The sequence below is a fragment of the Neobacillus sp. BP17 genome (assembly GCF_059579525.1).
The window spans coordinates 2,909,799-2,936,436 of record NZ_CM184198.1 but is presented as its reverse complement, the minus strand read 5'-3'; the positions used below and the strand labels follow the sequence as shown (position 1 = coordinate 2,936,436).

The 26,638-nt window shown below is 36.8% G+C and carries 24 protein-coding genes; 11 read left to right on the top strand and 13 right to left on the bottom strand.

The genetic code is table 11. The features are described 5' to 3' along the window. Positions 1–5: 5 nt before the first annotated feature. The 9 genes from tuaB to AC4QJR_RS14145 form a co-directional block, all read right to left on the bottom strand. Entirely contained in the window at positions 6–1,451 is a 1,446-nt protein-coding gene (gene tuaB, locus AC4QJR_RS14185; RefSeq protein WP_496523223.1) for a teichuronic acid biosynthesis protein TuaB, read from the bottom strand. 16 nt (positions 1,452–1,467) lie between these two features. Continuing rightward, complete coding sequence (locus AC4QJR_RS14180) at positions 1,468–2,049, bottom strand: sugar transferase (protein WP_496526681.1); 582 nt, start codon at positions 2,047–2,049, stop codon at positions 1,468–1,470. 371 nt (positions 2,050–2,420) lie between these two features. Next, positions 2,421–3,731: a hemolysin family protein gene (locus tag AC4QJR_RS14175; protein WP_251459840.1), complete on the bottom strand. Its 1,311-nt coding sequence runs from the start codon at positions 3,729–3,731 to the stop codon at positions 2,421–2,423. Between the two features lie 69 nt (positions 3,732–3,800). Continuing rightward, positions 3,801–4,214: a MerR family transcriptional regulator gene (locus tag AC4QJR_RS14170; RefSeq protein WP_098576420.1), complete on the bottom strand. Its 414-nt coding sequence runs from the start codon at positions 4,212–4,214 to the stop codon at positions 3,801–3,803. A gap of 149 nt (positions 4,215–4,363) precedes the next feature. Continuing rightward, entirely contained in the window at positions 4,364–5,104 is a 741-nt protein-coding gene (gene map / locus AC4QJR_RS14165; RefSeq protein WP_496523222.1) for a type I methionyl aminopeptidase, read from the bottom strand. Between the two features lie 139 nt (positions 5,105–5,243). Then, on the bottom strand, positions 5,244–6,044 hold the full coding sequence (locus AC4QJR_RS14160) for a hypothetical protein (protein ID WP_496523221.1): 801 nt from the start codon (positions 6,042–6,044) through the stop codon (positions 5,244–5,246). 266 nt (positions 6,045–6,310) lie between these two features. After that, entirely contained in the window at positions 6,311–7,411 is a 1,101-nt protein-coding gene (locus tag AC4QJR_RS14155) for a pyruvate kinase (protein WP_496523220.1), read from the bottom strand. 595 nt (positions 7,412–8,006) lie between these two features. After that, positions 8,007–9,365 carry an arsenic transporter gene (locus AC4QJR_RS14150; RefSeq protein ID WP_098576416.1) on the bottom strand — a complete coding sequence of 453 codons (1,359 nt, stop codon included), beginning with the start codon at positions 9,363–9,365 and terminating at the stop codon, positions 8,007–8,009. 312 nt (positions 9,366–9,677) lie between these two features. Further along, the gene (locus AC4QJR_RS14145) at positions 9,678–10,922 is read right to left on the bottom strand and encodes a hypothetical protein (protein ID WP_496523219.1); all 1,245 of its coding nucleotides are present in this window, start codon (positions 10,920–10,922) and stop codon (positions 9,678–9,680) included. Positions 10,923–11,257: 335 nt separating this feature from the next. On the opposite strand from AC4QJR_RS14145, the gene AC4QJR_RS14140 reads away from it, so the two are divergent. From AC4QJR_RS14140 to AC4QJR_RS14125, 4 genes are all read left to right on the top strand, one after another. Then, a complete protein-coding gene (locus AC4QJR_RS14140) occupies positions 11,258–12,343 on the top strand; it encodes a CotH kinase family protein (protein ID WP_098576415.1) in 1,086 nt (361 codons plus the stop codon). Between the two features lie 139 nt (positions 12,344–12,482). Next, a complete protein-coding gene (locus AC4QJR_RS14135) occupies positions 12,483–12,980 on the top strand; it encodes a YwrJ family protein (protein ID WP_098576414.1) in 498 nt (165 codons plus the stop codon). Between the two features lie 59 nt (positions 12,981–13,039). Then, positions 13,040–14,404 carry a hypothetical protein gene (locus AC4QJR_RS14130; protein WP_496523218.1) on the top strand — a complete coding sequence of 455 codons (1,365 nt, stop codon included), beginning with the start codon at positions 13,040–13,042 and terminating at the stop codon, positions 14,402–14,404. Positions 14,405–14,595: 191 nt separating this feature from the next. After that, the gene (locus AC4QJR_RS14125; RefSeq protein WP_098576412.1) at positions 14,596–15,273 is read left to right on the top strand and encodes a YwrJ family protein; all 678 of its coding nucleotides are present in this window, start codon (positions 14,596–14,598) and stop codon (positions 15,271–15,273) included. A gap of 126 nt (positions 15,274–15,399) precedes the next feature. Here AC4QJR_RS14125 and AC4QJR_RS14120 read toward each other — a convergent pair whose 3' ends face one another. Then, on the bottom strand, positions 15,400–16,041 hold the full coding sequence (locus tag AC4QJR_RS14120) for a phosphatase PAP2 family protein (RefSeq protein WP_098574607.1): 642 nt from the start codon (positions 16,039–16,041) through the stop codon (positions 15,400–15,402). Between the two features lie 315 nt (positions 16,042–16,356). Continuing rightward, positions 16,357–16,728: a DUF2500 domain-containing protein gene (locus AC4QJR_RS14115; protein ID WP_496523217.1), complete on the bottom strand. Its 372-nt coding sequence runs from the start codon at positions 16,726–16,728 to the stop codon at positions 16,357–16,359. A 198-nt stretch (positions 16,729–16,926) separates the two neighbouring features. On the opposite strand from AC4QJR_RS14115, the gene AC4QJR_RS14110 reads away from it, so the two are divergent. After that, positions 16,927–17,319, top strand: a complete 393-nt coding sequence (locus tag AC4QJR_RS14110) for a thiol-disulfide oxidoreductase DCC family protein (RefSeq protein ID WP_496523216.1) — start codon at positions 16,927–16,929, stop codon at positions 17,317–17,319. Between the two features lie 91 nt (positions 17,320–17,410). Beyond that, positions 17,411–18,601: a M14 family metallopeptidase gene (locus tag AC4QJR_RS14105; RefSeq protein WP_496523215.1), complete on the top strand. Its 1,191-nt coding sequence runs from the start codon at positions 17,411–17,413 to the stop codon at positions 18,599–18,601. A 159-nt stretch (positions 18,602–18,760) separates the two neighbouring features. On the opposite strand, the gene AC4QJR_RS14100 is transcribed toward AC4QJR_RS14105, so the two are convergent. Next, positions 18,761–19,327, bottom strand: coding sequence for a GNAT family N-acetyltransferase (locus AC4QJR_RS14100; RefSeq protein ID WP_496523214.1), 567 nt, complete (start codon positions 19,325–19,327; stop codon positions 18,761–18,763). Positions 19,328–20,078: 751 nt separating this feature from the next. Between AC4QJR_RS14100 and treP the strand changes: the two genes are divergently transcribed. From treP to AC4QJR_RS14075, 5 genes are all read left to right on the top strand, one after another. Then, the gene (gene treP / locus AC4QJR_RS14095; protein WP_496523213.1) at positions 20,079–21,503 is read left to right on the top strand and encodes a PTS system trehalose-specific EIIBC component; all 1,425 of its coding nucleotides are present in this window, start codon (positions 20,079–20,081) and stop codon (positions 21,501–21,503) included. Positions 21,504–21,581: 78 nt separating this feature from the next. Beyond that, positions 21,582–23,249 carry an alpha,alpha-phosphotrehalase gene (gene treC / locus AC4QJR_RS14090; RefSeq protein WP_496523212.1) on the top strand — a complete coding sequence of 556 codons (1,668 nt, stop codon included), beginning with the start codon at positions 21,582–21,584 and terminating at the stop codon, positions 23,247–23,249. Between the two features lie 14 nt (positions 23,250–23,263). Beyond that, positions 23,264–23,977 (top strand): trehalose operon repressor, encoded by a 714-nt coding sequence (treR, locus tag AC4QJR_RS14085; RefSeq protein ID WP_496523211.1) that lies wholly within the window; start codon positions 23,264–23,266, stop codon positions 23,975–23,977. Positions 23,978–24,101: 124 nt separating this feature from the next. Further along, positions 24,102–24,779 (top strand): SOS response-associated peptidase, encoded by a 678-nt coding sequence (locus AC4QJR_RS14080; protein ID WP_496523210.1) that lies wholly within the window; start codon positions 24,102–24,104, stop codon positions 24,777–24,779. Between the two features lie 265 nt (positions 24,780–25,044). Next, positions 25,045–26,073 carry an ion channel gene (locus AC4QJR_RS14075; protein WP_496523209.1) on the top strand — a complete coding sequence of 343 codons (1,029 nt, stop codon included), beginning with the start codon at positions 25,045–25,047 and terminating at the stop codon, positions 26,071–26,073. Positions 26,074–26,114: 41 nt separating this feature from the next. Here AC4QJR_RS14075 and AC4QJR_RS14070 read toward each other — a convergent pair whose 3' ends face one another. Next, positions 26,115–26,552, bottom strand: a complete 438-nt coding sequence (locus AC4QJR_RS14070) for a GNAT family N-acetyltransferase (protein WP_496523208.1) — start codon at positions 26,550–26,552, stop codon at positions 26,115–26,117. Between the last annotated feature and the right edge of the window lie 86 nt (positions 26,553–26,638).

Genomic DNA, 26,638 nt, shown 5'->3' with positions numbered 1-26,638 from the left:
CCCTCTTATTTGTTTTTTACGATCTTCAAGAAAAAATCGGGATAAACCCTATACAAAAGCAAAATATAGGCGATCGCACTTATTCCTACGGAAAAAATTAGCGACCATATGCTGGTTTGAGTAAAATAAAAGCTCGAAATCTTTTTCAAACAAAAGGCGAGTGTTGTTATGAGCAAAGATAATAAGAATGGAACAGAAATAGTTTGCAGATATTGCCGAAACCGAAGCTGAATTAACCAGTTTAATAACCATCTTCCAACTAAGAAATTTACCAGGCTTACTCCTGCATAGGTCCAGGCTACAACTTCCAAATTATTCTTCATTACCGCTATCCATAATGAGGCCCCATAGAGAATGAGAACACCGGCATCCCAATAAAATGCTATATTAGCTTTTCCTTTTGCTAAAATAACGGATCCATTGGGATTCATTAAAACCCTAAGAATGCCTACGACTGCCATGATTTGTACAACTGGAACGGCGTCCAGCCACTTCTGTCCAAAAACAGTTAAAATAAACACATTAGACACGGCGGTGAGACCCATTAAGATGGGAAACGAAACTAGACTCAACAATTTTGTCATGTGTAAGAACCCATCAGTTAATAAAACTTGATTTTGGTGGCTTTTCGAAAAAACCGGAAAAGCGACCCTCGTAATAATCGGATTAATCTTTAAGACTGGTATGGTCACGATTTGATAGGCCAGATTGTAAATACCTAGTGCCTCAGCGCCCATAAAGCGGCCAATTAATATCACATCAAGGTTGGAACCAATTCGGTTGACTAACCGGGAGGCTAATTGGTAGGCCCCAAACGCCATGTATTCCTTGCATTCCGACAAATCAAATACGAATGATGGGCGCCATTTCTTTTGATAACAGATAAAATAAAGAATGCCTTTTAATGAATTAAGAACGACTTGTGAAATGACAAAGGCGTAAATTGGACTAATGATAAGTATGAGGATCACTAATATTAAAAAAGAGATGAATGTTGTCCCTGCTTCAATGGCCCCAAGTAAATTAAATCGCAAATCTTTTTGCAGCAAATATTGGCATTGCTGCCCGACCGGAGCGATTAAAAACATCACAGCCAATATTCGAATAAGTTCGATTAATTCACCTCGATGAAAATATGTCGCAATCAGCGGGCTAAAGAGAAATAAGAGCACAAACAGCCCTACACCTACTACCACATTTATCCAAAACAGTGATGACAATACACGGGCAGAAACCTCTTCTTTTTGAATCACGGCTGTACCAAAACCAAGATCCAGCAAGATCTGGGCAAAAACTACAATCGTGGTAATCATTCCTACTAGCCCGAATTCGGATATACTCATTAGTTTGCCAAGGAATGCAAACTGGACGATTTGGATGGTAGTTATGATAAAGGTAGAAATTCCAGTCCACTTTATTCCTTTATGTAGTTGACTTCTGATGACTGACATAAACTTCCCGCCTTTATTAACGTGCTCCCTCACCTGTGAAAATCACTTTGAACGTCTTCACCATAATTTTTACTTCAAGTGAGAAGGTTAAATTTTGTATGTACACCAAGTCGTATTGAAGTTTTTCTCGTGGAGACATATCATATCCCCCACTAACCTGCGCTAGACCTGTAAGACCTGGTTTAACAAGCAACCGTTTTTCGAATCCCTTAATCTCTTTATTGAATATTGCAGTAAAGAATGGTCTTTCTGGTCGGGGCCCTACAATGGACATGTCTCCTTTTAAAACAGAGACTAATTGTGGTAGCTCATCGATACGAGTCTTTCGGATGAATGCTCCCACTTTTGTAATACGTGGGTCATTTACCTCAGCCCACTTTGCCCCTTCCCTCTCAGCATCCATATTCATGGAGCGTAACTTCATCAGCTTGAATCGCTTCCCATTCTTTCCAAGTCGCTCTTGTACGTAAAATGGAGAACCAGGTGTTTCAATCACAATAAGAATCGTAAATAAAAGAACGATGGGCAGTGCAATTATTAACCCCACAGTTGCAAGGACGATGTCATACGCTCTTTTTAGATAAAGATAATGTTCCACATTCTTTGGTAATGTGAGTTTTGATGATGATACCTTTAGATAATCTTGGTAGAAATTGTAGCTTTTTTCAGTACTCACAAATTGATCACCCCAAAAGATTTATTGATAATGAGACTGGCTAGCCCATACGTAAAGTATAGGTACATAATTTGAAGCTGCTGTTGAGGAAGGGTGAAGAGTTTGTAAAAGATTTTGAATATTTATGAAGTTTATAAATACTTTGTAAAGTTCTTTACAAAATATAGGTAGAATTATCGATTAAATGAAAAAAGCTGCACCAAAAAGGATGGGGATCAATCTCCTTTTTTGGGACAGCTTTTAATGATTATAAAAAAATACCCCCTTGATTAGACAAGAGGGCATTAATTAAGCTAAGCGATGGATTCTTGTTTAGCTATTTTTAAAATTTCTAGTGATTTAATATGGTAACCATCGATTTCAAGCACTTTGAATTCATAATCATCATATCTAACTTTATCACCTTCGACGAGATCCATCTTTTCAGATAAGATCCATCCGCCGATGGTGTCCATATCTGAATTTTCAAGATCAAGTCCGAATAAGTCATTGATTTCATCAATCAGAACTTTACCATCAACGATCGTTTTGTTTTCACTGATTTTATTGATTTCGGGTACTTCGTCCGCATCAAATTCGTCACGAATTTCGCCGACAATTTCCTCAAGAATATCTTCAACAGTCACTAAACCAGCAGTACCGCCATATTCATCCATTAAGATTGCCATATGAACACGTTCTTTTTGCATTTTTAAAAGCAAATCATGAATTGGAATCGATTCAATCACTTGAATAACAGGACGAACGTACTCTTGAATCGAGGTTTCAACATTCTTCCCTTTGATATATTCAGTAAACACTTCTTTCATGTTTACCATACCAATGATGTTATCTTTTTCACCATCAATTACTGGGTAACGAGTATAATTTTCTTCCGTTACAATTTGAAGACATTCATTTAATGATTGTGAGATATCAAATGCAACGATCTCCGTACGAGGTACCATAATTTCATTTGCATTCCTGTTATCAAATTCAAAGATATTGTTTACATATTTATATTCCGATTGATTAATCTCCCCGCTCTTATAGCTTTCAGAGATGATTATTTGGAGTTCTTCTTCTGAGTGTGCAGCTTCATGTTCTGAAGCTGGTTTTAGGCCGAAAATTCCAACGATTAAACGAGCAGATCCATTTAAGGCTTTAATAAACGGATACATGATCTTATAAAACAGCATCATCGGTCTTGCAAAGATCAAAGTGACCGTTTCTGCCTTTTGAATGGCAAAAGTTTTAGGTGCTAGTTCACCCACCACAACATGAATAAATGTTACGGATGCAAACGCAAGGATAAAGGAAGTGATACTCGAAATGGATTCAGGCATGTTCAAGTAACTCAATAACGGGTGAAGGATATGCTCAACCGTTGGTTCTCCTAACCACCCAAGCCCTAAAGCTGTCACGGTGATACCTAGTTGACATGCCGATAAATACTCGTCTAGATTTGAAACGATCTTTTTTGCCGCGACCGCATTCTTGTTCCCTTCGCTAACGAGTTGATCAATACGTGTACCGCGGATTTTAACAATAGCAAATTCATACGCTACAAAAAATGCTGTAAAAGCAATTAAAATTGCTATTATTAGTAGATTACTAATTATCAATGGTCTCCTTACTTAAATATTTAAGTAAGGAATACACCTCCTGTTTTTTACGTGTTAAATTCTTTTATTCTAGCCAAATAGTAATAATAATGATTGTGCGAGTGTACGGCCTTCAGACGAAAGTCTATTAACAAGCACATCTTTTTGTTGATGGTTTAATCTTTGTAGAATTGGTTCCATCACGTTTATTTCTTCTTTCAAATGCTGCATAATACTTGCAATCTGTTCAAAATGTTTTTCTACTTTTTGTTTATCGATGGTGTTGTCTGATTTAATTAATTCAATCGAAGACTTTATTTCTTCCAGTGGCATATTTAGATTTTTATAGTGTTCAATCATATTTAAAATCTTAATACACTCTTCTCCGTACAATCGATAATTTGAATCCGTCCGAATAGGGTTTAGTAAGCCTATTTGGGTGTAATAATCAATGGTCCGCTTAGAGATATTCTTCAATTTAGCTATTTCACCAATTCGATACAACTTCCCAAATTACTCACCCCTTCCAAAATAAATGTTAGTACAATTATACCACATTTCAAACCATACAGTCAACGTAACGGTTTGAAATGTGGTTTGAAGTTGACAAAATAAAATATAGAACTGGAAAATGTTCTATATCTTACTTTTCATTATCGTGTTAAAATCACCGGTCCGTTTTTAGTGATAATCAACGTATGTTCGTATTGTGCTACAAAGCTTTTTTCTGTAACAAATGTCCAGCCATCATCCAGTTGAAACACTTCTTCATCATGTGTTGAGATGAATGGTTCGAAGGCAATGACCATTCCTTCCCTTAACAAACCATTGTCAGAAGTTTCATTGTAATTATAAATATATTCAGGTTTTTCGTGGATAGTGCGTCCAATTCCGTGTCCAGTCAGATTTTTAATTACGGTTAATCCATGATTTTTAGCTGTTTGGAATACCACTTTACCCATTCCATTAATTTTGGAGCCTGGTTTGGCTTTTTTTAGGCCAGCTTCAAAGGCTTCTTTTGCCACAGCACAGATCTTGCTTAAAATTTCTTCCCCTTCTCCAACTACAATCGAGATGCCGGTATCAGCAAAATAACCGTTCTTGGAACCTGAAACATCAATATTTACCAAGTCTCCTTCTTTAATTACACGATTGCTCGGAATTCCATGAGCCACTTCTTCGTTTACACTAATACATGTAAAGCCAGGAAAATCGTACTCACCTTTTGGAGCTGAAATGGCTCCTTCCTTCTCAAATAAACCAGCAGCTATATCATCAAGTTCTTTAGTGGTTACTCCAGGTACCGCTTGTTTTACTAATTCATCGCGAATCATAGCAACAATTCTGCCAATTTCTTTCAAGCCATTAAAATCTTCTTCGGTCTTTGCAATCATTCTTTTTCCCACCTATAATTTTATCTTAAGTAATGTACACCTATTAGATTGTACATTTATCTACAGGTAAAATCCAAGGATTATAATTATTAAGGGTAAAAAAATACAGAGTTAATCCAACTACTCTGTATTTTTTCAATCATAAGGTTTTTATTTTTTTGATAAAATTAATTTCGAGTTGAAATTTTTCGAAGATTTCTTTATAGGTGGAATTAATTAAAAGCGGAAAGAGGTTTTCGATCGCTTCTTCGTACTTTTGTCCTAAAGCTTCCCGAAGAAAGACATATTCATGAAAAAGCAGCGCTTTTTCAAAATCAATTCCTAATTGGTGCAGGCCTTTATACAATTCCTTCTTTGGTATTTTTAAAATTTTGTTAAATATTTTAATGTTTTTATCAATGAATTTTTCTTCTAAATACCGTGTGACATAATCTGTGTACACCATCTGCCCAATCGCATTCGTTTCATTCTTCGTATAATTAAAGCCTATCACTCGATCTTCCTTGTTTTCTCGGATGATAAAAGTTTTACTGCCTCGTAAGTGGGTAATAAAATTTTTCACGCTCTTATCAAAAATTTTATCAAATTGAATGATTTTTTGCAGTTTAACGGCAAAATCAGTATGTTCTTCACCAACTACAAAAAGCCGGTCAACAATCGGTAATAGTTTTAATACCCCCTCTGACAGTTGACTGGAAGCATCATAAATAATGATATCATATTCATTTTTCATGATTTTAACTTTACGTTTTTGTTCCATTAGTGATAGTTTTGAAAATTCATGGACGAGTTCGTTTGTTGTTTCTTCTTTTTCTAAAGTCCCGTACGAAATAAATGCAGCAGATACATTAGTATTTAATTTAAGCCAATGATAGATGGATAAGGCCAATTCAGTGACACCTGATTTTGCTTTTGGAGAGTAGAAGCCAACTAAATACATATCCTCACATGCCTTTTATATAAATAGTATTCAATAAGGAGGGAAGTGTTAAAGACAAGCGACTACTTTATTTAAGTTTTTAGGAAATACACAAAGCTCCCACTTCTCACCGGCTAAAATTATGATTAAAATGTTGATGCTTTTCTTATATATATGTCAGGCTCCATTTAGTATGTTATTTGTACATACGTCTATTTTTTCGCAATCAAAAAGGTTAGGAGGTTCACAGATAATAAGTGGATAAAAAAACATGGCTCAAAACAAACTCACTTTTTTGACCAACTATTAAATACATTGTATTGAGCAGTTAAATTTGAAGAACCCCTTTGTCCTTTTGGCAGATTCCTTGATTCTATTTTTAATAATTTTGTAAGTAATACTAACGAATCAATAATATATGGACCTTTATTAAGCATGACACAATCTGCTCGTTTTCCATAAGAGGCATCTGTAATTTCTGAACGTGTGGGGAGTCCTTTTTTTGTTAATCTTTCTAAAACTCCTGTTGCCCAAATAACTGGAATATAAGAAACGGCACAGATTTTTAATATCTCATCTTGCACATATGATAAGTTTTCAGGACCTACCTCAACGGAGAGGTCACCTCTTGCAATCATAATACCAAATGACCTAAATTTTAATCCTTCAAAGATTATTCTTGCTAATTGATGGACTGCATCCTTCGTTTCGATTTTTGCAACCACCGCCATAGGAATAGCGCTATGTCTTTCTAATTCATCATAAAGTTTTTTAAGGTCAAGTGGAGAGTGGACAAATGATAATCCTAAAATGTCAGCGTGTTGGATAACAAAAGGTAAATCGCCAATATCCTTCTCAGTTAAGGCACTTACATTCAAACTTACTAGTGAATCAGGCAAATTCAGACCTTTACCCTCTTTTATTCTAAATTCACGGACTACAGTTGAACTAATCTTTATTTCAATGAATTCCTTTGTAACTTTAAGAACAACTCCTGAAATCTTTCCATCATCAATAAAAATTGGATCTCTGATTTGAACATTACGAAAAGCTTTCTCTAGTGTAACTGGGACACCTGCAGGATAGTTTGTTGTTGCTGGATGCGCAAGTTTTTCTGAGTCAAGGTATAAACGTAAATGGTCTCCTGTTTTTACGGTTATTTTGGCATGATTAAGTTTTCCGATGCGAACCTTTGGTCCCGCTAAATCCATAAATATTTTGCATGTTTTGTTAATATATTTCCCATTTGCTTTTAGCCTTTTTTCCGCTGTTTTTAAATTTTCTATTAGTTGTTTCCATAAATCTTGATGACCATGAGCACAGTTTATTCTTGCAATGTTCATCCCATTTACTAATAAATCTTCTAGTAGGGCTTGATTGTATATCATCTTCTCATCTAAGGTGACCATTATTGTTGATTGAAGTTGAGTATTCTTTTTACCTAGGAGTACCTCCGAGCGGTTCTCCATAATGATCCGTGATTCTAGGGGAGTGGGAACAAAAATCTTTTTGGAAGGAAACTTGGTAACATTTAAATTCTCTAATATTTTTTCTAAAGAGTATAAAACGTGCATATGTGATTGCTCAAGTGTCGGAAAGCCGTTTTCCACCAACTTTTGCCGTAATTCAAGAGTATCTTGTTCAAGAAAGGCTAGATAAGCCAATAAGTTATCCCGATTTTGAATTCCATCACTTACTGGGATGCTACTAACATTCTCCTCGCTTAATTGGATTATATGGTTATAAATCTTTAATAAATGTTTATCCAGGTCTAGATTAGTCGTTGGAGAATTAACCACATCTTTTCACATCCTTAAAGCTGAAAGGTTATATTTTTCTTATTATTAATAAATGAAAAAGGTTTTGTATTAATGAATATTAAGATTAAAATATTGGGATTTTTAGAAATGGATGAATGACTTGAGAACAGTTTTGGGGCAAAGGTAAAGTAAAGGACTCATCAAATGATGAATCCTGTTTTTATTATGCTGCAAATACCAGTAATAGCCATAAGTATAAGCTAATGAGGGTGAAGACCATAGTGGCTGGGATAACAACAATGGTAACTTTAATATATTCCATCCATGTTATTCTTATTTTATTTGTCTTTAGTATATGCATCCATAGGAGTGTTGCAAGAGTACCGATTGGAAGGATAAGCGAGCCAATATCACTGCCAATGATGTTAGATAAGTAAACGGTTTTTGTTAATAACGGAGTTAGTCCCATATCGGTCAAGGCAAAAGTGGATATCATTAAGGCTGGATGATTGTTAAAGATATTTGAGAGAAAGGCTGTGATTGCCCCCATGGTTAAGCTTGCATGAAACAAACTGTCATTAACGATTGGTTTTAAATAGCTTAATAGAAGTTGCGATAATCCAATATTGTGTAATCCGTAGATGATGACATACATACTAAAGGCGAAGATTAATATATGCCACGGTATTTTTCCTGCTACGTCTTTTGGGTTTATCTTTAAATAAATCCATCTCCAAATCAATAAGATCATTGAACCACATACAGCAACCAATGAGACTGAGATGCCAATAAAGGAAGCGACGAAGAGACTAATCCTTACAAGGAAAACGAAGATCAACATAGTGATCATGAGTTTCTTTTGTTGGTCAAATAAGCTTTCTGACCCTTGTTGGAGTGGATGGTATGGGCGGTTCTTTTGCAGTGGGATTGAGTAGGAGTGGAAGCGGATTTCTGTTGGAATATCTTTTTTGAATACTAGGTATAAAAGATAGGATAAAAATAGTAATCCTAGTACTCCGGGAACAAACATCATTTCCGTTTGAAGATACAAATCCATACCAATGATTTTCAATGCAATTAGATTAACGATATTACTAACACCGATTGGGGCGCTTGAGGCAGTTGCGATTAACGCGCCACTTAGTAGGAATGGAATCTTCTGCCGGTTCTTTAACTTCAAATTATTTAATATTAAAATCAATATCGGTGTTGTTATTAATATACTTCCATCGTTGTTAAAAAATAGAGTCATCAAAAAGCAGAGTAATAAGGTATTCCAAAACAATCGGATTCCGGACCCCTTTGAGAGCTTTAACATTAAAGCTGCTGTCCAACTAAAAAAGCCAAAACTTTCGAGTACGATCGCCATAACGATTGTTGCGATAATAGTAATTGCTGCCCCAGTGACCTTTGAACTTATGTCAAGTAAATCTCCGATCGAAACGCTTCCACTTAAAAAGACGAGGATGGCGCCTAATGCAGCAGGTATTGCTTCGTTTATATTTTTGGGACGGATAAAGATCAAGACCATTGTTAGAATAAAAGCGGAGATGGTGATAATTACCGTCGATTGATAATACATAAAAGTTATTTTACTCCCTTCACTTAAGTTTCCTTCGTAAGTTTCCGTTTATTCAATCTTGTCCTTTACTTCATAGTACGTCCTTATGCACCAGCTTGTTCTAAACGAATATCTCGTAAAGGGAGTAAATCAGCATCTAACTAGAAATATTTTCATAAATTTTTCTAGATTTTTACCTATTTTTATAGCAATAGTCGAGTGTCACTAATACTCTTTGTTGGGTTTATGTACGAATTAATGAATAAAAGGCGCAGCGCTTGTTTCGCGATTATACTAGCCTTACGGCGTGGAGCTGGATTCAAAGAACTAGCTCTATTTATCAACAATTTTTTTAAAATATCCTATACTATAAAAAAACCGATACTGTTTAAGTATCGGTCGCTTACTTGTATTCTCAACCTTTAGGGCCTTTTTTCCCGCTACTGCCACTGCTTCCAGAACTGCTGCTGCCTGAACTGCTGCTTCCAGTGCTGCCGCAGACGCCAGAACTGCTGCTACCTGAACTGCTGCTGCTGCCAGTGCATTCGTTACTGCCAGTACTGCCAGTGCTGCCGGTGCTGCCGGTACTGCCAGTGCTGCCGGTGCTGCCGGTACTGCCAGTGCTGCCGGTACTGCCAGTGCTGCCGGTGCTGCCGGTGCTGCCGGTACTGCTGGAGCTGCTGGAGCTTCCTGTACTGCTGGAGCTGCCGATGCTGCCAGTGCTGCCAGTGCTGCCGGTGCTGCTGGAGCTTCCTGTACTGCTGGAGCTGCTGGAGCTTCCTGTACTGCTGGAGCTGCTAGAGCTTCCTGTACTGCTGGAGCTGCTGGAGCTGCTGGAGCTTCCTGTACTGCTGGAGCTTCCAGAGCTTCCTGTACTGCCGCTGCTTTGTTGTCCTTTTGGACCTTTAGGACCTTTTCCGCTACTAGAACTTCCACTGCTGGAGCTGCTGCCTGAACTGCCACTGCCGGTGCTGCCACTTCCAGTGCTGCCACTACTTGTGCTGCTACTTCCAGTACTACTACTGCTTGTGCTGCTACTTCCAGTGCTGCCGCTGCCGGTGATACCACTTCCAGTACTACCGCTACTTGTGCTGCTACTTCCAGTACTACTACTGCTTGTGCTGCTACTTCCAGTGCTGCCGCTGCCGGTGCTGCCACTTCCAGTACTACCGCTACTTGTGCTGCTACTTCCAGTACTACTACTGCTTGTGCTGCTACTTCCAGTGCTGCCGCTGCCGGTGCTGCCACTTCCAGTACTACCGCTACTTGTGCTGCTACTTCCAGTACTACTACTGCCTGTGCTGCTACTTCCAGTGCTGCCTGAACTGCCGCTGTTGCCTTGTTGTCCTTTAGGTCCTTTAGGCCCTTTAGGTCCTTTTCCGCTGCTAGAACTTCCACTGCTGCTTGAGCTTCCACTGCCGCTTGAGCTACTACTGCTGCTTGAGCTGCTACTGCTGCTTGAGCTGCTACTGCTGCTTGAGCTGCTACTGCTGCCTGTGCTGCTACTGCTGCCTGTGCTGCTACTGCTGCCTGTGCTGCTACTGCTGCTGCTGTTGTCAGAGCTACCGCTTGTGTCACTACTGGTGCTATTACTGCTGTTCGTTCCAGTAGATCCTGTACTATCTGAGGATGATTTATTGCTGCTTGCTTTTTTACCTACAGGATTGTTATCCAAAAAGCCAACTAAGCCATTTTCTTTAGCTTGCGAAAGTAAATGCTCAATATCAAGCTTTAGTACCATTTCTCCACCACTTTCCTAAACATTTTTTCTATTCTATTTCAGATTATGATGAATTCATCTATTTGACATAGACAATCATATATTTTTTTTAGTCTGATTTTTTTTTAGTTATATACACATTCGTTTGTGAGGATGCATATATCTAGAAAAAATATGACTTAGGAGAATTCAAGTGTTAAAATATGAAATTTTAATTAATCCGAAGTGGTTAAGAAAATTGGATAATGACATTTGGAATGATGAATTAGTACCAGCGATATTAAAAATAGGTGAAGATCGTATTAATATTAAAGTTGCTTATAGAGGAAACGTAATAAGGGATAAGAAAAAAAAATCCTATCGAATTGTGTTTCAAAAGCCGTTCAAGATTAATGGGGCTCATGAAATTCACCTCAATGCAGAATTTTCAGATGTATCATTAAGCAGGAATAAACTATCGCTTGATTTCTTTGATCGAATTGGCGTCATCTCTCCACACTCGCAGCATGTTCTGTTGTATATCAATGGTTATAATAAGGGTATATATTTAGAGATTGAATCCTTTGATCAATATCTCCTTAAAAAAAGAAAATTGCCGGATGGACCTATTATTTATGCAACCAATAATCGAGCAAATTTCTCTTTATTAACCAAGAAAAAAGAAATAAAAAAAAGGTTGGATCAAGGATACACAATAAAATATGGCGAAAAAGAGGATATCGATGATTTGCGTAACTTTATTGCTATGATTAATGCGCTAAATAATGAAGATTTTGCAAAGGAGATCCCAAAAGTATTGGATGTAGAGAAATACTTAAGATGGGTAGCTGGAGCGGTATGTGTTCAGAATTATGATGGATTTATCCATAATTATGCATTATATAAAAATGGTGAAACAGGACTTTATGAAATTTCACCTTGGGATTATGATGGTACCTGGGGCAGAAATCTTCATGGCAGAAAACTTGATTATGACTATGTACCATTAACTGGATATAACACACTTTCTGCAAGACTTTTCCACTTTCCGCAATTTAGAAACCTTTATAACGAAATTTTAACAAGTATTTTGGAAAACGATTTTACTCTAGATGTTCAAAAACCTATAATTGATGGCTTATTCGAAACCTTAAAACCACATATTAGTCTAGATCCGTATATAAAGACTACAGCTGATACCCTTGAGCAAGAAAAAAAGGTTTATTTTAATTTTATAAAAAAAAGAAACACTTATCTAAAGAAAGAATTAACATCATTTTTTAAGGTGAAGAGTATATGAAGTTCAATCATATACTTTTTTTTTGCCTATTTTTCCCCAAAACAGGAAAAAAAGGCTACTTTATTAGTACAACATCATACCGTGATACATATAGATGCAGTGTAAATGTTTATTTAATTTGAAGGAGGAAAAGATTTTTATGAATAGAGACATGATGAAGTCTTTGGTGGGTAAAATTGTTAAGATCGATCGAGGTGGCCCAGATTCAAGAATAGGTAAATTAATGGATGTCTATGATGACCATCTGGTCCTTCTTACAGAAGATGATGGTGTCGTATACTACTGCACACATCATATTAAAAGTGTAACGGAGAATGCAAAGGATCAGTTAGAGTTCGATATTGAGGTTCCTGAAGAATTCGAATTTAAAAAAGCTGATAGCTTTCAGGGGATGTTATCTTCCTTAATGTACCAATGGGTCAAAATTAATCGTGGAGGCCCAGAGAAATTAGAGGGTGTATTAGGAGAAGTAGCTAATGATTATGTTTCTTTAATTAATAAAGAAGAAATCGTTCGCCTCTCGATGTTCCACATTAGAAATATTAGCTACGGATTAAAAGTCGAAAAGCCTGAAGAAGATGTTGAAGGTCAACAGGAGCATCGGAATGGCTCAGGCAAACAAAAGAAAGACAAATAAAAACCATATCGCTTCTCATTAGGAGAAGCGATATAGTTATCTCCAAGGAGGACACTTAAATGGGTTTAGATAAAATCTCATCTTCGTTGGATTTATTATTGGGCTATAATGTAAATCTATATATAGGTGAAGAGATAGTTAATGGTAAACTGATTGGTGTAGAGAGAGATCACATCATCGTGGAAGACAATAATAATTATGTCTTTTATTATAGTTTTGAACAGATTCAAGCAATCACAAAAAATACGAAACTTTTTCAGAGTGAAGAAACAACAGCCAATTTTATAAGAACACAAAGTTTAACCGAGGTGTTAAACTCCTTTAAAAACAATTGGATAACCATCCTTTGTGTAAATAAACAAAAATTTAATGGCATAATGAGCCAGGTGGATGAAGATTTTGCAACACTCATTAATGGAGAAGAAAAAATCTTAATTAAATTAAGCCAAATTTCTAACATTTTAAAAGGATACGTTAATCAAGAAGGAACAAACAGTGCATCAACTAATGCTAGTTCGCAAAGTAATTCAAAAAATGAAAACAGTTCTAACCATAAATCTGATTCTTCCTCCAAAAAAAATGAAGATGCTAAGAATAAATCTGATTCTTCTTCCGATAAAAGTGATAACAAATCAAAGAATAAATCTGATTCATCATCATCATCATCATCATCATCATCATCATCATCCAAAAGAAGTGAAAAAAAATCTAAGAGTAAATCTGACTCATCATCATCATCATCATCTTCCAAAAGAAGTAAAAACAAATCTAAGAATAAATCTGATTCCTCTTCCAAGAAAACTAGTAACAAAACAAAAAATAAATCAGACGTGACCTCAAAGGAAGACAGCAGCAATTCAGTTAAATCTCCATCACTAATGGAAAAAAGTGAAGTGGAGCATAAGATTGAAGCAATCGAACCTAATAACACTACGGTCTGGTCACAGCCAATTAAAATTGAATCTACTATGGTTCAATCCAAGGAGGAAATTCCTACAAATATCTTTAGGGCAAAAAAATCTCAAACAAATGAAAAGGACTCTTCAAAATCATCATTTGAAATGGGAACTAAGGATAATAAGTCTGAAGATACAAAGCGGAGCAATTTGAAAGAAAACCATCAATCAGATGGAATGAAAACAGCTAAAGAAACAGCAACTATTGTAAATACAGAAAATAATCCTGCACCACCATTTAAAGTACAACTGACTGAAGCAAGAGCAACAAAAACTCAAGAGACGGTAAATTCTGCTAAGAAAACAGAACATGAAACTACATTAAACAGCAGTCAAAATGTATGGAAACAAAAAGAACCTGAGCAAAAGGTCCTTCGATTTGCTGGTGAACCAGCAAATAATGACAGTCCAAGAACTTTCCCATTTGCGGGATGGCCAAATAGAAACAACCGGGTTACTAGATTTTAAATTTATGAAATATAAATTGAAAATTGAATAGTAGTATTTGTTTACTCCCCATAATTCCCCTGTTACGATCCCCAAACCCCATACAAATATGAGGTGGGCATTTCAAAACGAAGTATCCAAGGTATCGGTTAATCGTGTTTTCAGCCCACCTCTTTTTGTAAATGGGAAAACAAAAGAAAGGATGTGAGAATATGAAGTTGAAAGATAATATCGGTAAATATATCCAATTAGAGATTTCTGGGAAGAAAATGATTAAAGGATTACTTATTGATGTAGGCAGCGATTTATGGGTTATTTTTAATGGATATGACTACCTATACATCCCAGCTATACATTGCCAAAACTGGCGTTATTTAACACAAGATGAAATTAATAACTTCGATGGAATTTCTCTTAATGACGAACCAGCACCTATTTATAATAATAACGAAGAAATCTCATTGCGAAAAACATTAACAGCCGCTAAAGGGATTTTTACAGAAATATATGTAACGAGTAACCAAGCTTTACATGGTTATATTATTAGTATTATGAATAATTATTTTGTCTTCTACTCGCCAATTTACAAAACCATGTTTATCTCATTAAACCATTTAAAATGGTTAATTCCTTACACAAATAATCAACGTCCATACGGTTTAAGTAACGCAAATCTGCCAGTGAATCCAAGTAATATTACCTTTGCAAGATCATTTGAGGTTCAAATTGAAAAGTTGACTGGGGAATTGATTGTCTTTAATATCGCGGAAAATGAAAATGTTATCGGAAAGGTAAAAGCGATTAAGGATAATTTTGTGGAATTAATTGGCGCAAAAGAAGATCCGGTCTTTATTAATCTTCAACATATTAAAACAATCCATATGACTTAATGTCTAAAATTAAGTGTTCGAGTGGGTAATTAGTGAACAAGCACCGGCTTTTTTTTCAAAAAAAAACAGAGTGTCTAGAGACACTCTTTTTATTAGAAAGAATTAATACCTTATTAAGTTAACAAACTATTTTTCTTTAACAAAAGCTGTTTCTGTTTTTTGGTTAAATGATAATAATTCGAAAGCAATCCCATAAAGGAATGTAACAAGGAACATGGAACCAATCATATCGAAAATGACATGCTGCTTTACAAATAACGTTGAAACGATAATTAAAGTACCAATGATATGAATACATAAATGGTGAATGACGTGTTTATCTTTTATATGAAGTGAAGCAAGCATGATTGTAAAAGTAGTAAGCACATGGATACTTGGGAAACAATTAAAAGGACGATCATGGTCATAAATCCATTGAACCATATTATTAAAGTAATTATCCCCAACAATGGTTGGTCTTGGAACTGTTGTTTGGAAAAAGAAATATATAACAAAACAAATTAACTCTCCCACAACAATTAATATTAACGTCTTTAGGTATACTTTTGTGTCCTTAAAACAAAAGTATACAAGATAACCAAAGATATATGCATACCAGATGACATAAGGAATGATAAACACTGACAAAAACGGAATCGCATGGTCTATTGAAGTACTAATATCGATCGATCTATGTGAACGGGAATTTAATAATTCATATATTTTGGCCAAAGCGGGAATGACCAGCAGGAAAAGTAAGTAGGGAGCTCTTTTTATTATATTCTTCAAGCAAGGTCCCTCCTTTAATAAATTGATAAATTTCTAGATAACTAACATGAATTTGTCGAACACATTCCATAATACCATAAAAATCGTGGAAATAAACATACTTTCCTAATTTCTAAAGAAAATTCACCTGGAAATCAAATTCCTTTAATGTCTTTAAAGGGTGTTGTTACATGGTGGCGTTATATGGTGTCAGGCACCAATTGTGGACACTTTGGGAATTTGTCCGTCTCCAATGGACACTGACTTTAAAAAATGGAGAAACCATTGGTTTTTGGTTTCTCATGTTTGTTCCTTTTTTTGGTTTCCTTTAGCTTCCTATGCCCCTGCTTGGTTTCGTGTAAATCCTTGGTATCTTGTGCCTTGGAAATGTAGCTCGCAGACATCTCCTTCTGCCAGCAGACCATATTCCCGCCCGCCCACACTGAATTCCATCCGGTCACCACTTTCAACTTGAAATGTGGCATAGTACCATGAACTGGAAGAATGATCACTCCCTCCTCCACTCACTTGCAATCTTTTCGAGACAACAACCGCAGCCACAGTTAAACGTGGTTGTTTATTATTATGACTCCACATTTTAATCCCTTTAATAAACATAAACAAAATGAAGCCTGTTACAAGAACAATAAAAATAGGGATAATGATAAACATAATATCAAAAATCTCAAAGCCATCATTAAATCCCATACCTCCGCCCCCTTCTAACTCTGTACAAATGAAGATAAACTAAATAATTTTGGTCTCTTTTCCAATATATAGGATGGATTTCCCATTTTGCAAGAATATTTTTAATATTAAAAGAACCAAAATACCTATATGAGCGACCAGTTTAAGAAATATGCTAAACTAAGGAAAACATACAAGAAGAAAATTGGAGGTGAAACTTTGGAACGGATCATTTTATTTGATGGAGTTTGTAATCTTTGCAATAACAGTGTGCAATTTATAATAAAAAGAGATTCCATTGGCTTATTTAAGTTTGCTTCTCTCCAAAGCGAGACGGGCCAGTCACTTTTAAAAAAGCATGGCTTAAACAATGATTTAAAGAGTTTTGTCCTCCTAGAAAATGACAAATTTTATATCAAATCAAGTGCAGCACTCCGCGTTTGTAGTAAGCTAGGCAAAGCATGGCCCTTATTATCGATCCTCCGGTTCCTCCCCCCTTTTTCAAGGGACTTTCTTTATGACATTGTGGCAAACAATCGATATAAATGGTTCGGAAAAAAAGAGAGCTGTATGCTTCCATTGCCTGAATGGAGGGAAAGATTTTTAGATTAATGGATCGCCTGGGCACTTTAATTCTAACTAATATTTTATTCCCTAAAGCATAGATATAATTAAACAATTTTTTTAAAGCAGGTGGGCATAAATGGAGATTATTGTTAGAAAAGGAGATTCACTATGGAATTACAGCCAGATGTTTCAGGTAAATTTACAACTCATTAATGATTCCAATCCAAAGATTGATCACAATAATCTTACAGTTGGCCAGAAGGTACAGATCCCTGGTTTTGTTGCTAAGGAATATCAGATTCATCCAGGAGACTCCTTATGGAGCATTGCTCAAAAGATGAACCTCCCTCTAGAAGCAATGGAGTTAATTAACCCTGAAGTAAAGGCATCAACCCTAAGTCCGGGCCAAACCATAAAAGTTCCAACCAGGATAAACTGGAGATTAGTTCAAAATGGACAAAAATATGATTACAGTCAACTGCAAAAAGATATCAATAAATTACATGAGATATATCCATTTTTAAAAATTTCAAACATTGGAAAGACCGTACTCGGAAAAGAAATTCCTGAGATCCTGATTGGAACAGGTGAAAAAAGGGTTCATTATAATGGTTCTTTTCATGCTAATGAATGGATTACTTCATTGGCGATTATGACTTTTTTAAATGATTACCTATTATCCTTAACAAATCATCAACCTATTCGAGGACTAAATGCTTCTCCCCTCTACCAACAAAGTACTTTATCAATTGTCCCTATGGTAAATCCGGATGGAGTCGAGCTCGTTTTAAATGGACCACCTGATAAGGAAGAATGGCAAAAAAGAGTGGTTGAATTTAATAAAGGAAGCACAGACTTTACAGAATGGAAAGCAAATATTAGAGGTGTTGACCTTAATGATCAATTCCCGGCTAGATGGGAATTAGAGAAAGCCCGTAACCCAAATGAACCTGGACCACGGGACTATGTGGGCGAAAGACCATTATTAGAGCCCGAAGCCATTGCGATGGCAAATCTCACAAAAGAACGGGATTTTACACGAGTGCTGGCCTTCCATACACAGGGAGAGGTTATCTACTGGGGATTTGAGAATCTTGAGCCTGCTGAGTCTGAGGTGATCGTCAAGGAATTTAGCCGGGTCAGTGGATATGAACCGGTGAAAACAATTGCCAGTTACGCGGGATACAAGGATTGGTTTATTCAAGACTGGCAGCGAACAGGATTTACAATTGAGCTCGGTCGTGGTATCAATCCACTTCCATTGTCCATGTTTGATGACATTTATAAAAAGTCACTGGGAATTTTCTTAGCAGGACTTTATATGTAAGTGAGGAGGCTGAAGAAATCCAGCCTCCTCTCTCTTTATTTAAGTAGATTTTGTATGATTTTTATCCCAAATTACACCATAAATAACTACCCTATCAATGAAAACCTCAGTATTATTTACTACACAGCCCACAAATGACCTGCTTAACAAATAATTATTTTACAGGTCCTGATTATGCCCCTTGATAGAGACCTTATGGAACCTTTCAATATACTTAAACAGTTCCTCACCTTGTTTAGGTATATTGGTGTCAGGCACCAATATTAAATACATAGCACGATAGGATTCGGGGACCCATATGTAATGGTGTATGTATTCTGTCATTATGAAGCCGCATTTTTTCCAGAATTGGTTTCTGGCTTGTGTTTCGGGTGTCTCCTCCGATTCGACTTCAATCACTATACTTCTCGCATTTCCTTTGGTCACTGCCCATTTTTGGATATACCGCATCATTTCCATGCCTATCCCACGATGCTGCAACTTAGAATCAACAGCAAGATAATCAATGATTAAAGCATCGGTGCCTTCCAGTTTACCTGTTACTGCCATGGCCACTACCTGATTCTCCACGATCCCGATATGTAAGTAACAAAGTTGTTTGCGAAACATATTGCGAAAGATTTTCTCCGGCTTTGCTCCCTTTCCATCGAATGCCCGGTGGTATATAGGGCTGATTTGATTCTTCCATAATTGTGCATCCCATTTACTAATTGTATTAAATTCCAATGGCTGTTTGCCTCCTGCGCCTCTCATATATTACCAAAGTACCCAGGAATCTTGATTTTTATAAAAAAACGCTAATCGTAACTTTGTTACTGTGTTCGATTCGTGGCCAATAGGACAGCATTCGGGATTTCAAATGCAAGTGTGTCCGAACACCGGTCGTCTTCGGACAGCTCTCGGGATTTCAAAGGTAAGTGTGTCCGAACATCGATTGTCTTCGGACAGCATTCGGGATTTCAATGACAAGTGTGTCCAAATTATAATTCCTTCTGTAGATCTTTATGATTAAATCGGTTCCATAAACAACAATATTACGAAAACAGCCATTAAAAAGAACCTTTGAATGAATTCAAAGGTTTAAATGAGAACTTGGTGGTCTATGCCAAGTCCCTAATTAGGAGGTCTAAACTCAGAAGAATTTAAACATCTTTATATTAACATTTTCTAAAAATTCTATCAATCATTATTGCTTTAAAGTGAGAAAGTGAGACGAAAGGCACAGAAAAAAACAAGAAATTACCTTTTTCTAAATTGAATTTTCCTAATTGGTTTTACCGTTGTATGTAATATTTAAAAAATATAAATTCACCATTGACACACTTGTATATACAAGTTAAAATGAAAACGTAATCACAACTTGTATATACAAGCAGCTGAAGCTAAATGAAAACGTAGCCACAGTCTGTATACTAAGTGAATAAAAAATAGAAGATAAAAAATGGGGTTTTACCCATTTAAACAGGGGGAAAGACAAATGTCGAACTACACAGATCCATCAAAAGATCTATTAAAACACATTGGAGGCAAAGAGAACATTGCTGCGGTCACTCATTGTGTGACAAGAATGCGCTTTGTTTTAAACGATCCAAGCAAAGCCGATGTTAAGGAAATCGAATCAATTAAACTTGTAAAAGGTACATTTACTCAAGCTGGACAATTCCAAGTCATCATCGGGAACGAAGTATCTAGCTTTTATAATGAATTTGTCAAAATTGCTGGTGTGGATGGCACTTCTAAAGAAGAAGCAAAAGTAGCCGCACAACAAAATATGAATTGGCTGCAACGCATGATGGCCCACCTTGCAGAGATCTTCACACCTTTAATCCCTGCCCTAGTTGTTGGTGGTTTAATCCTAGGCTTTAGAAACATCATCGGAGATATCAAATTACTTGAGGGTGGAACAAAATCAATTACCGAGGTTTCTCAGTTCTGGGCGGGCGTTCATGCTTTCCTCTGGTTGATTGGTGAAGCGGTATTCCACTTCCTTCCAGTCGGCATTACCTGGTCGGTTACGAAAAAAATGGGTGGTTCGCAAATCCTTGGGATCGTCCTTGGTATTACACTCGTATCTCCGCAATTGCTTAATGCTTATGGTGTAGCGGATGCAAAAGAAATTCCTTTCTGGGATTTCGGTTTTGCCAAGATTGAAATGATTGGCTACCAAGCCCAAGTAATCCCTGCGATTTTAGCCGGATTAGTACTAGCATTCTTAGAAACAAGATTACGTAAAATTGTTCCGAATTCCATTTCCATGATTGTCGTTCCATTCTTATCTTTAATTCCAACAGTATTAATTGCTCATACCGTATTAGGCCCTATTGGCTGGAGTATCGGTTCAGGAATTTCTCATGTGGTGTATTCTAGCTTAACCTCAGCATTTGGCTGGATTTTTGCGGCAATCTTCGGATTTGCTTATGCCCCACTGGTTATCACTGGTTTACACCATATGACAAATGCGATTGACTTACAATTAATGAGTGAGCTTGGCGGTACAAACCTATGGCCAATGATTGCTCTATCTAATATTGCCCAAGGTTCTGCTGTTCTTGCGATGATCTTTATTAATCGTAAGGATGAAGAAGAAAAACAAGTTTCGATCCCAGCAGCAATCTCTTGTTACTTAGGAGTAACAGAGCCGGCAATGTTCGGAATTAACTTAAAGTATGGCTTCCCATTCCTAGCTGCAATGATTGGTTCTATGATTGCAGGCGTTGTCTCCGTTGGCAGCCACGTTATGGCGAACTCTATCGGTGTCGGTGGTATTCCTGGATTCTTATCAATTCAGGGGCAGCATATGGCAATGTTCGCGATTGCCATGGTAGTAGCCATTGTGGTTCCATTCATGCTTACGGTTGTCTTTGCTAAAACACGCATGAATAAATTTTCTATTAAAAAATAACAGCAAAATCACATAGTTTGGAGGGGGACATCCTCCCTCCTTTTCCTCTTTAGAATACGTATAGGCAGGTGCTGAAAAATGACAACAGACTGGTGGAAAAAAGCAGTCATTTATCAAATTTATCCGAAAAGCTTTAATGATACGACCGGAAATGGTACCGGCGATATTAAAGGCATCATTGAAAAATTAGACTATCTAAAACAACTAGGTGTGGAAGTCCTTTGGCTTACTCCGATCTATAAATCTCCACAACGGGATAATGGCTATGATATCAGCGATTACTACTCCATTCAGGAAGAATATGGTACGATGGAGGATTTTGACTGCTTATTAGCAGAAGCGCACAAACGCGGCTTAAAAATCATTATGGACATCGTCATCAATCACACGTCAACAGAGCATGAATGGTTTAAACAAGCACGAAGCTCGAAGGATAACCCTTATCGTGACTTTTATATCTGGAAGGATGGCAAGAACGGCCAAGCACCAACGAACTGGGAATCAAAATTTGGTGGTTCGGCATGGGAATATGACGAGAACACCGACCAATATTACCTTCATTTATTCGATGTTACTCAAGCAGACCTTAACTGGGAAAATGAAAAAGTTCGTGCTGCCCTATACGAAATGATGCACTTTTGGTTAAAAAAAGGGGTCGATGGTTTCCGTCTTGATGTCATCAACTTAATCTCTAAAGACCAAAATTTCCCGCAGGATGACAGTGATGGCCGCAAATTCTATACAGACGGTCCAAGAATCCATGAATTTTTACATGAAATGAATGAACAGGTTTTTTCGAAATACGATATTATGACGGTTGGGGAAATGTCGTCGACATCCATCGATAACTGCATTAAGTATACAAACCCAACACAAGAAGAGTTAAACATGACCTTTAGCTTCCATCATTTGAAAGTCGACTATCCAAATGGTGATAAATGGACGAAAGCAGACTTTGACTTTCATTCCTTAAAACAAATCTTATCTGACTGGCAAGTAGGAATGAGTCAAGGCGGCGGCTGGAACGCCCTCTTCTGGTGTAATCATGACCAGCCACGGGCTGTTTCTCGTTTTGGTGATGATCAAAAATATCATAAAGAGTCCGCGAAAATGCTGGCAACTGCCCTTCATTTGCTGCAAGGTACTCCGTATATTTATCAAGGGGAAGAATTTGGAATGACCAATCCAAACTTTAACTCAATTGAAGAATATCGGGATGTTGAATCGTTAAATATTTTTAATATCAAGAAAAATGAAGGCATAGATGAGCAGGAGATTATTGAAATCTTGAAACAAAAATCCCGTGACAATTCAAGAACTCCCGTCCAATGGAATGCAACCAAACATGCTGGCTTCACAAGTGGTACTCCATGGATTGAAACGGCTCGTAATTATCAAGAAATTAATGCGGAAAAGGCACTCAAAGATTCTAACTCTATCTTTTCCCACTATCAAAAATTGATTAAATTGAGAAAAGAGTATGATGTGATTACGGAAGGAGAATATCATCCGATTTCCAATCAGGATGATGCTGTATTTGCTTATCTAAGGACAAGTGGTACGGAACAAGTACTCGTCATTAATAATTTTTATGGCAAAGAGCATACCTTCGTCCTCCCTGCTCATTTACATCTTGAAGTAGATAATAGTGAGATGTTACTCTCTAATTATGAGGATTCGACTGCACTTGGCCAGGAAATCTTATTAAGGCCATATGAGTCAATCGTGTACTACCTGAAAAGATGAACGGAGATGTCATTATGACGAACAAGTATCTAACAATCTATAACATCATTGTCGAGCAAATTAAAAGCGGCGAGATCCCGCCCCAAACGCTTCTTCCCTCTGAAAACGAATTAAAAGATCAATTCGAGACATCCAGAGAGACCATCCGGAAGGCGTTAAATTTGCTCTCACAAAATGGCTATATCCAGAAAGTTAGAGGTAAAGGTTCGATTGTAATCGACATGAGCAAATTTGATTTTCCAGTGTCGGGACTGGTAAGTTTTAAAGAACTTGCCAATAAAATGGGCAGTAAACCGAAAACGATTGTGAACAAACTTGAGTTAATCAAGCCGGATGGTTTTGTTAGACAACAGCTTCAACTCGGCAGTAAAGACCTTGTGTGGAAAGTCCTTCGGACAAGGGAAATGGGCGGTGAGAAAATTATCTTGGATAAAGATTTCTTAGCAAAAAAATACGTTCCTTCCCTAACAGAAGAAATTTGTGCTGATTCGATTTACCATTACATTGAAAATGAATTGAACTTGACGATTAGCTTTGCCAAAAAGGAAATTGTCGTGGAGGAGCCTTCACTAGAAGACAGAGCCCTACTGGACCTAGAAGGTTTTCACAATGTTGTCGTCATTAAAAACTTCGTATATTTAGATGATGCCACCCTCTTTCAATACACCGAATCAAGGCATCGTCCCGATAAGTTTCGATTTGTCGATTTTGCTCGCAGATCCCATTGATTTATAGTAAAGAAGACCGCTTTTCCATAATAGCGGTCTTCTTTTCATTTCTACTCGTTTGGAAGGATTTTTATCCATAAAGTTTGCTACAATATAACTATCCAAATCGTGAGGTGGAAATGATATGTGCGGCCGATTCACATTAACAGCAACGTTCGAAGAAATCATCGATCGTTTCGATATTCAAGCCTTTATGGAACAAGAAAATTATGAGCCAAGTTTTAATATTGCTCCCTCCCAGGCGGTCCTTGCTGTCATAAATGATGGGAAGTCTAATCGGATGGGATTTTTAAAATGGGGGTTAGTTCCGCCTTGGGCAAAAGATCCGGCCGTTGGCCATAAAATGATTAATGCCCGCGCAGAAACATTGGCCGAAAAACCAAGCTTTCGTAAAGCTTTCCAAAAAAAGCGCTGTCTAGTCCTTGCTGACAGCTTTTATGAATGGAAACGGCATGAGGATAAAAGCAAGACCCCCATGCGGATTAAATTAAAGTCCGATGATTTGTTTGCGATGGCGGGAATTTGGGAAGCTTGGAAATCTCCCGAAGGAAAAACACTCTATACTTGTTCTGTCATTACAACCGGACCAAATGACCTTATGAAAGATATTCATGATCGGATGCCCGTTATACTGAAGCCAGAAGATGAAAAAATCTGGTTGGACCCATCCCTGACAAATCCCAATGATTTGAATAAACTACTCGTCCCATTCGATGAAAGCCTGATGGAATCTTACGAAGTATCTTCCTTAGTTAACTCACCAAAAAATAACTCAATTGGGCTTATACAAAAAATTTGTTAGTCCATTTTAAAAAAATGGGCCCTTTTTTTTAAAATTATTTTTTTAATATGGACAGGTTTACTACATGCCTGTACAAGCTGCTACATATGATGTACTAACCCATAAAAGTTTTCCTTCTTTAAGAAAGTGGTTCGTCCACTTTCCTTTTTTTTTGGAATTAAATAATCAAAACTTCTGGTAACACTTCATTAATCTACAAAAATAGGGAAATATAAGTCATATTTACTTGATATAGATAGGGTTGGATGTATATATGGGGATGAAAATGAGAAAAATGCTTTATCATTTAATAAAGGTTCGGGATAAAATTTTTATCCCATTTGTCCTTTTATACATATTAATGGCGGCCTTAGGAATTTTACTTATCGAACCGAAAACATTTAAAACCTATATTACCTCTATTTATTGGGTTTTGACTACTCTGGCAACCGTAGGATTTGGAGACTATGCCCCCGTTACCCATGCCGGTAAAGTATATACAATTTTCTTGTATATCACAGGAATCGGACTTGTTAGCGTTTTTATTGGAAAAGTCATCAATTCAATCTATCTAATTGATAAAATGAAAGTTGGGGGCAAAATGAAATATACTGGTAAAAATCATATTATCTTGATTGGTTGGAGTGCGAAGTCTAAATTAGCTATTGAAGAAATATTAAAATCTGATAAAAAAATTGAAATTGTTATTATTGATAATTTAGAAAAAGCTCCATTGATGGAGAAGCGGCTTTTTTATGTGCGCGGTGATGCCACCGATGAAGAAACTCTCCTTAATGCAAATTTACCAAAGGCTACAGGAGTCATTATTTTTGCCGACCAAATCACTCAGGAAAATTACGCAACCACAGATCCTGTTCTTATTGACGGAAAAACATTATTAATAGCAACCGCCATCACTACCATAGAAAAAGAATTACATAAATCAATTCACGTCACTGCCGAGGTGATTCATCAAAAACACATCCGGTTATTTGAGCATGTTAATGTCGATGAGTTTATTCCTACTCAAGAAATGATCTCACACGCCGCAGTAAGATCCTTATTTTCCCACGGTGTCATACATATGTATTCTGAATTAATGAGCATTCAATATGGAGAAGCCATGTATGAAATTCCTACTCGACCGGAATGGAAGACCTACCGGGATGCATTTGAAGACCTTCTGAATAAAGGGGCAACCCTAGTGGCAGATCGAGGTGACCTTCAAATAAATCAAAAGCTAGATAGTAATATCCCTGAAAATGCACAGCTTTTTGTGATTTGTGATAAAGAGACAATTTCCCTTCTCCAATAGAATGACCGCACATGAAAAGGATGCCACCACGGCATCCTTTTTTAAATGGAATAATAATAAAAATAATTTGATTCTTTTTCAAAACCAATTTTTTCATAGAGCCTTTGTGCATTGTGATTTTCCTTACCTGTTTCCAGCATAATTCCTTTTGCTCCAGTTTCTTTGGCAAACTGAATCGCCCTATTTATTAATTGTTCTCCAGCGCCCTTTCCACGGTATTGTTCCTTCACATACAAATCATTTAGTACCCATGAGCGCTTCATACTTACCGAAGAAAAGGTGGGATACAACTGAACAAAACCAACAGGATGATTTCCTTCAACCGCCAAAAAAACAATAGATTCTTCGTTCATTAATCTATCTTTTAAAAACTCTTGTGCACCCTCAAAATCAGACTTTTGCTCATAAAAGACCCGATATTGATCAAATAATTCAGTTAACGGTTCCAATTCATTCTTCGTTGCTTTTTGAATAATCATCCGTAAATTCCTCCAAGTTTTTAATTTAATATAGAAGGATAATTTCAATAAATGCAGAATATTTAAACATGATCAAACGACTACGA

Excerpts from the sequence above, each read along its gene's own strand:
- tuaB (WP_496523223.1), bottom strand. The coding sequence starts at position 1,451 with ATGTCAGTCATCAGAAGTCAACTACATAAAGGAATAAAGTGGACTGGA.
- map (WP_496523222.1), bottom strand. The coding sequence starts at position 5,104 with ATGATTGCAAAGACCGAAGAAGATTTTAATGGCTTGAAAGAAATTGGC.
- AC4QJR_RS14160 (WP_496523221.1), bottom strand. The coding sequence starts at position 6,044 with ATGTATTTAGTTGGCTTCTACTCTCCAAAAGCAAAATCAGGTGTCACT.
- AC4QJR_RS14155 (WP_496523220.1), bottom strand. The coding sequence starts at position 7,411 with ATGATATACAATCAAGCCCTACTAGAAGATTTATTAGTAAATGGGATG.
- AC4QJR_RS14150 (WP_098576416.1), bottom strand. The coding sequence starts at position 9,365 with ATGTATTATCAATCGACGGTAATTATCACCATCTCCGCTTTTATTCTA.
- AC4QJR_RS14135 (WP_098576414.1), top strand. The coding sequence starts at position 12,483 with ATGAATAGAGACATGATGAAGTCTTTGGTGGGTAAAATTGTTAAGATC.
- AC4QJR_RS14130 (WP_496523218.1), top strand. The coding sequence starts at position 13,040 with ATGGGTTTAGATAAAATCTCATCTTCGTTGGATTTATTATTGGGCTAT.
- AC4QJR_RS14125 (WP_098576412.1), top strand. The coding sequence starts at position 14,596 with ATGAAGTTGAAAGATAATATCGGTAAATATATCCAATTAGAGATTTCT.
- AC4QJR_RS14115 (WP_496523217.1), bottom strand. The coding sequence starts at position 16,728 with ATGGGATTTAATGATGGCTTTGAGATTTTTGATATTATGTTTATCATT.
- AC4QJR_RS14105 (WP_496523215.1), top strand. The coding sequence starts at position 17,411 with ATGGAGATTATTGTTAGAAAAGGAGATTCACTATGGAATTACAGCCAG.
- treP (WP_496523213.1), top strand. The coding sequence starts at position 20,079 with ATGTCGAACTACACAGATCCATCAAAAGATCTATTAAAACACATTGGA.
- treC (WP_496523212.1), top strand. The coding sequence starts at position 21,582 with ATGACAACAGACTGGTGGAAAAAAGCAGTCATTTATCAAATTTATCCG.
- treR (WP_496523211.1), top strand. The coding sequence starts at position 23,264 with ATGACGAACAAGTATCTAACAATCTATAACATCATTGTCGAGCAAATT.
- AC4QJR_RS14080 (WP_496523210.1), top strand. The coding sequence starts at position 24,102 with ATGTGCGGCCGATTCACATTAACAGCAACGTTCGAAGAAATCATCGAT.
- AC4QJR_RS14075 (WP_496523209.1), top strand. The coding sequence starts at position 25,045 with ATGAGAAAAATGCTTTATCATTTAATAAAGGTTCGGGATAAAATTTTT.
- AC4QJR_RS14070 (WP_496523208.1), bottom strand. The coding sequence starts at position 26,552 with ATGATTATTCAAAAAGCAACGAAGAATGAATTGGAACCGTTAACTGAA.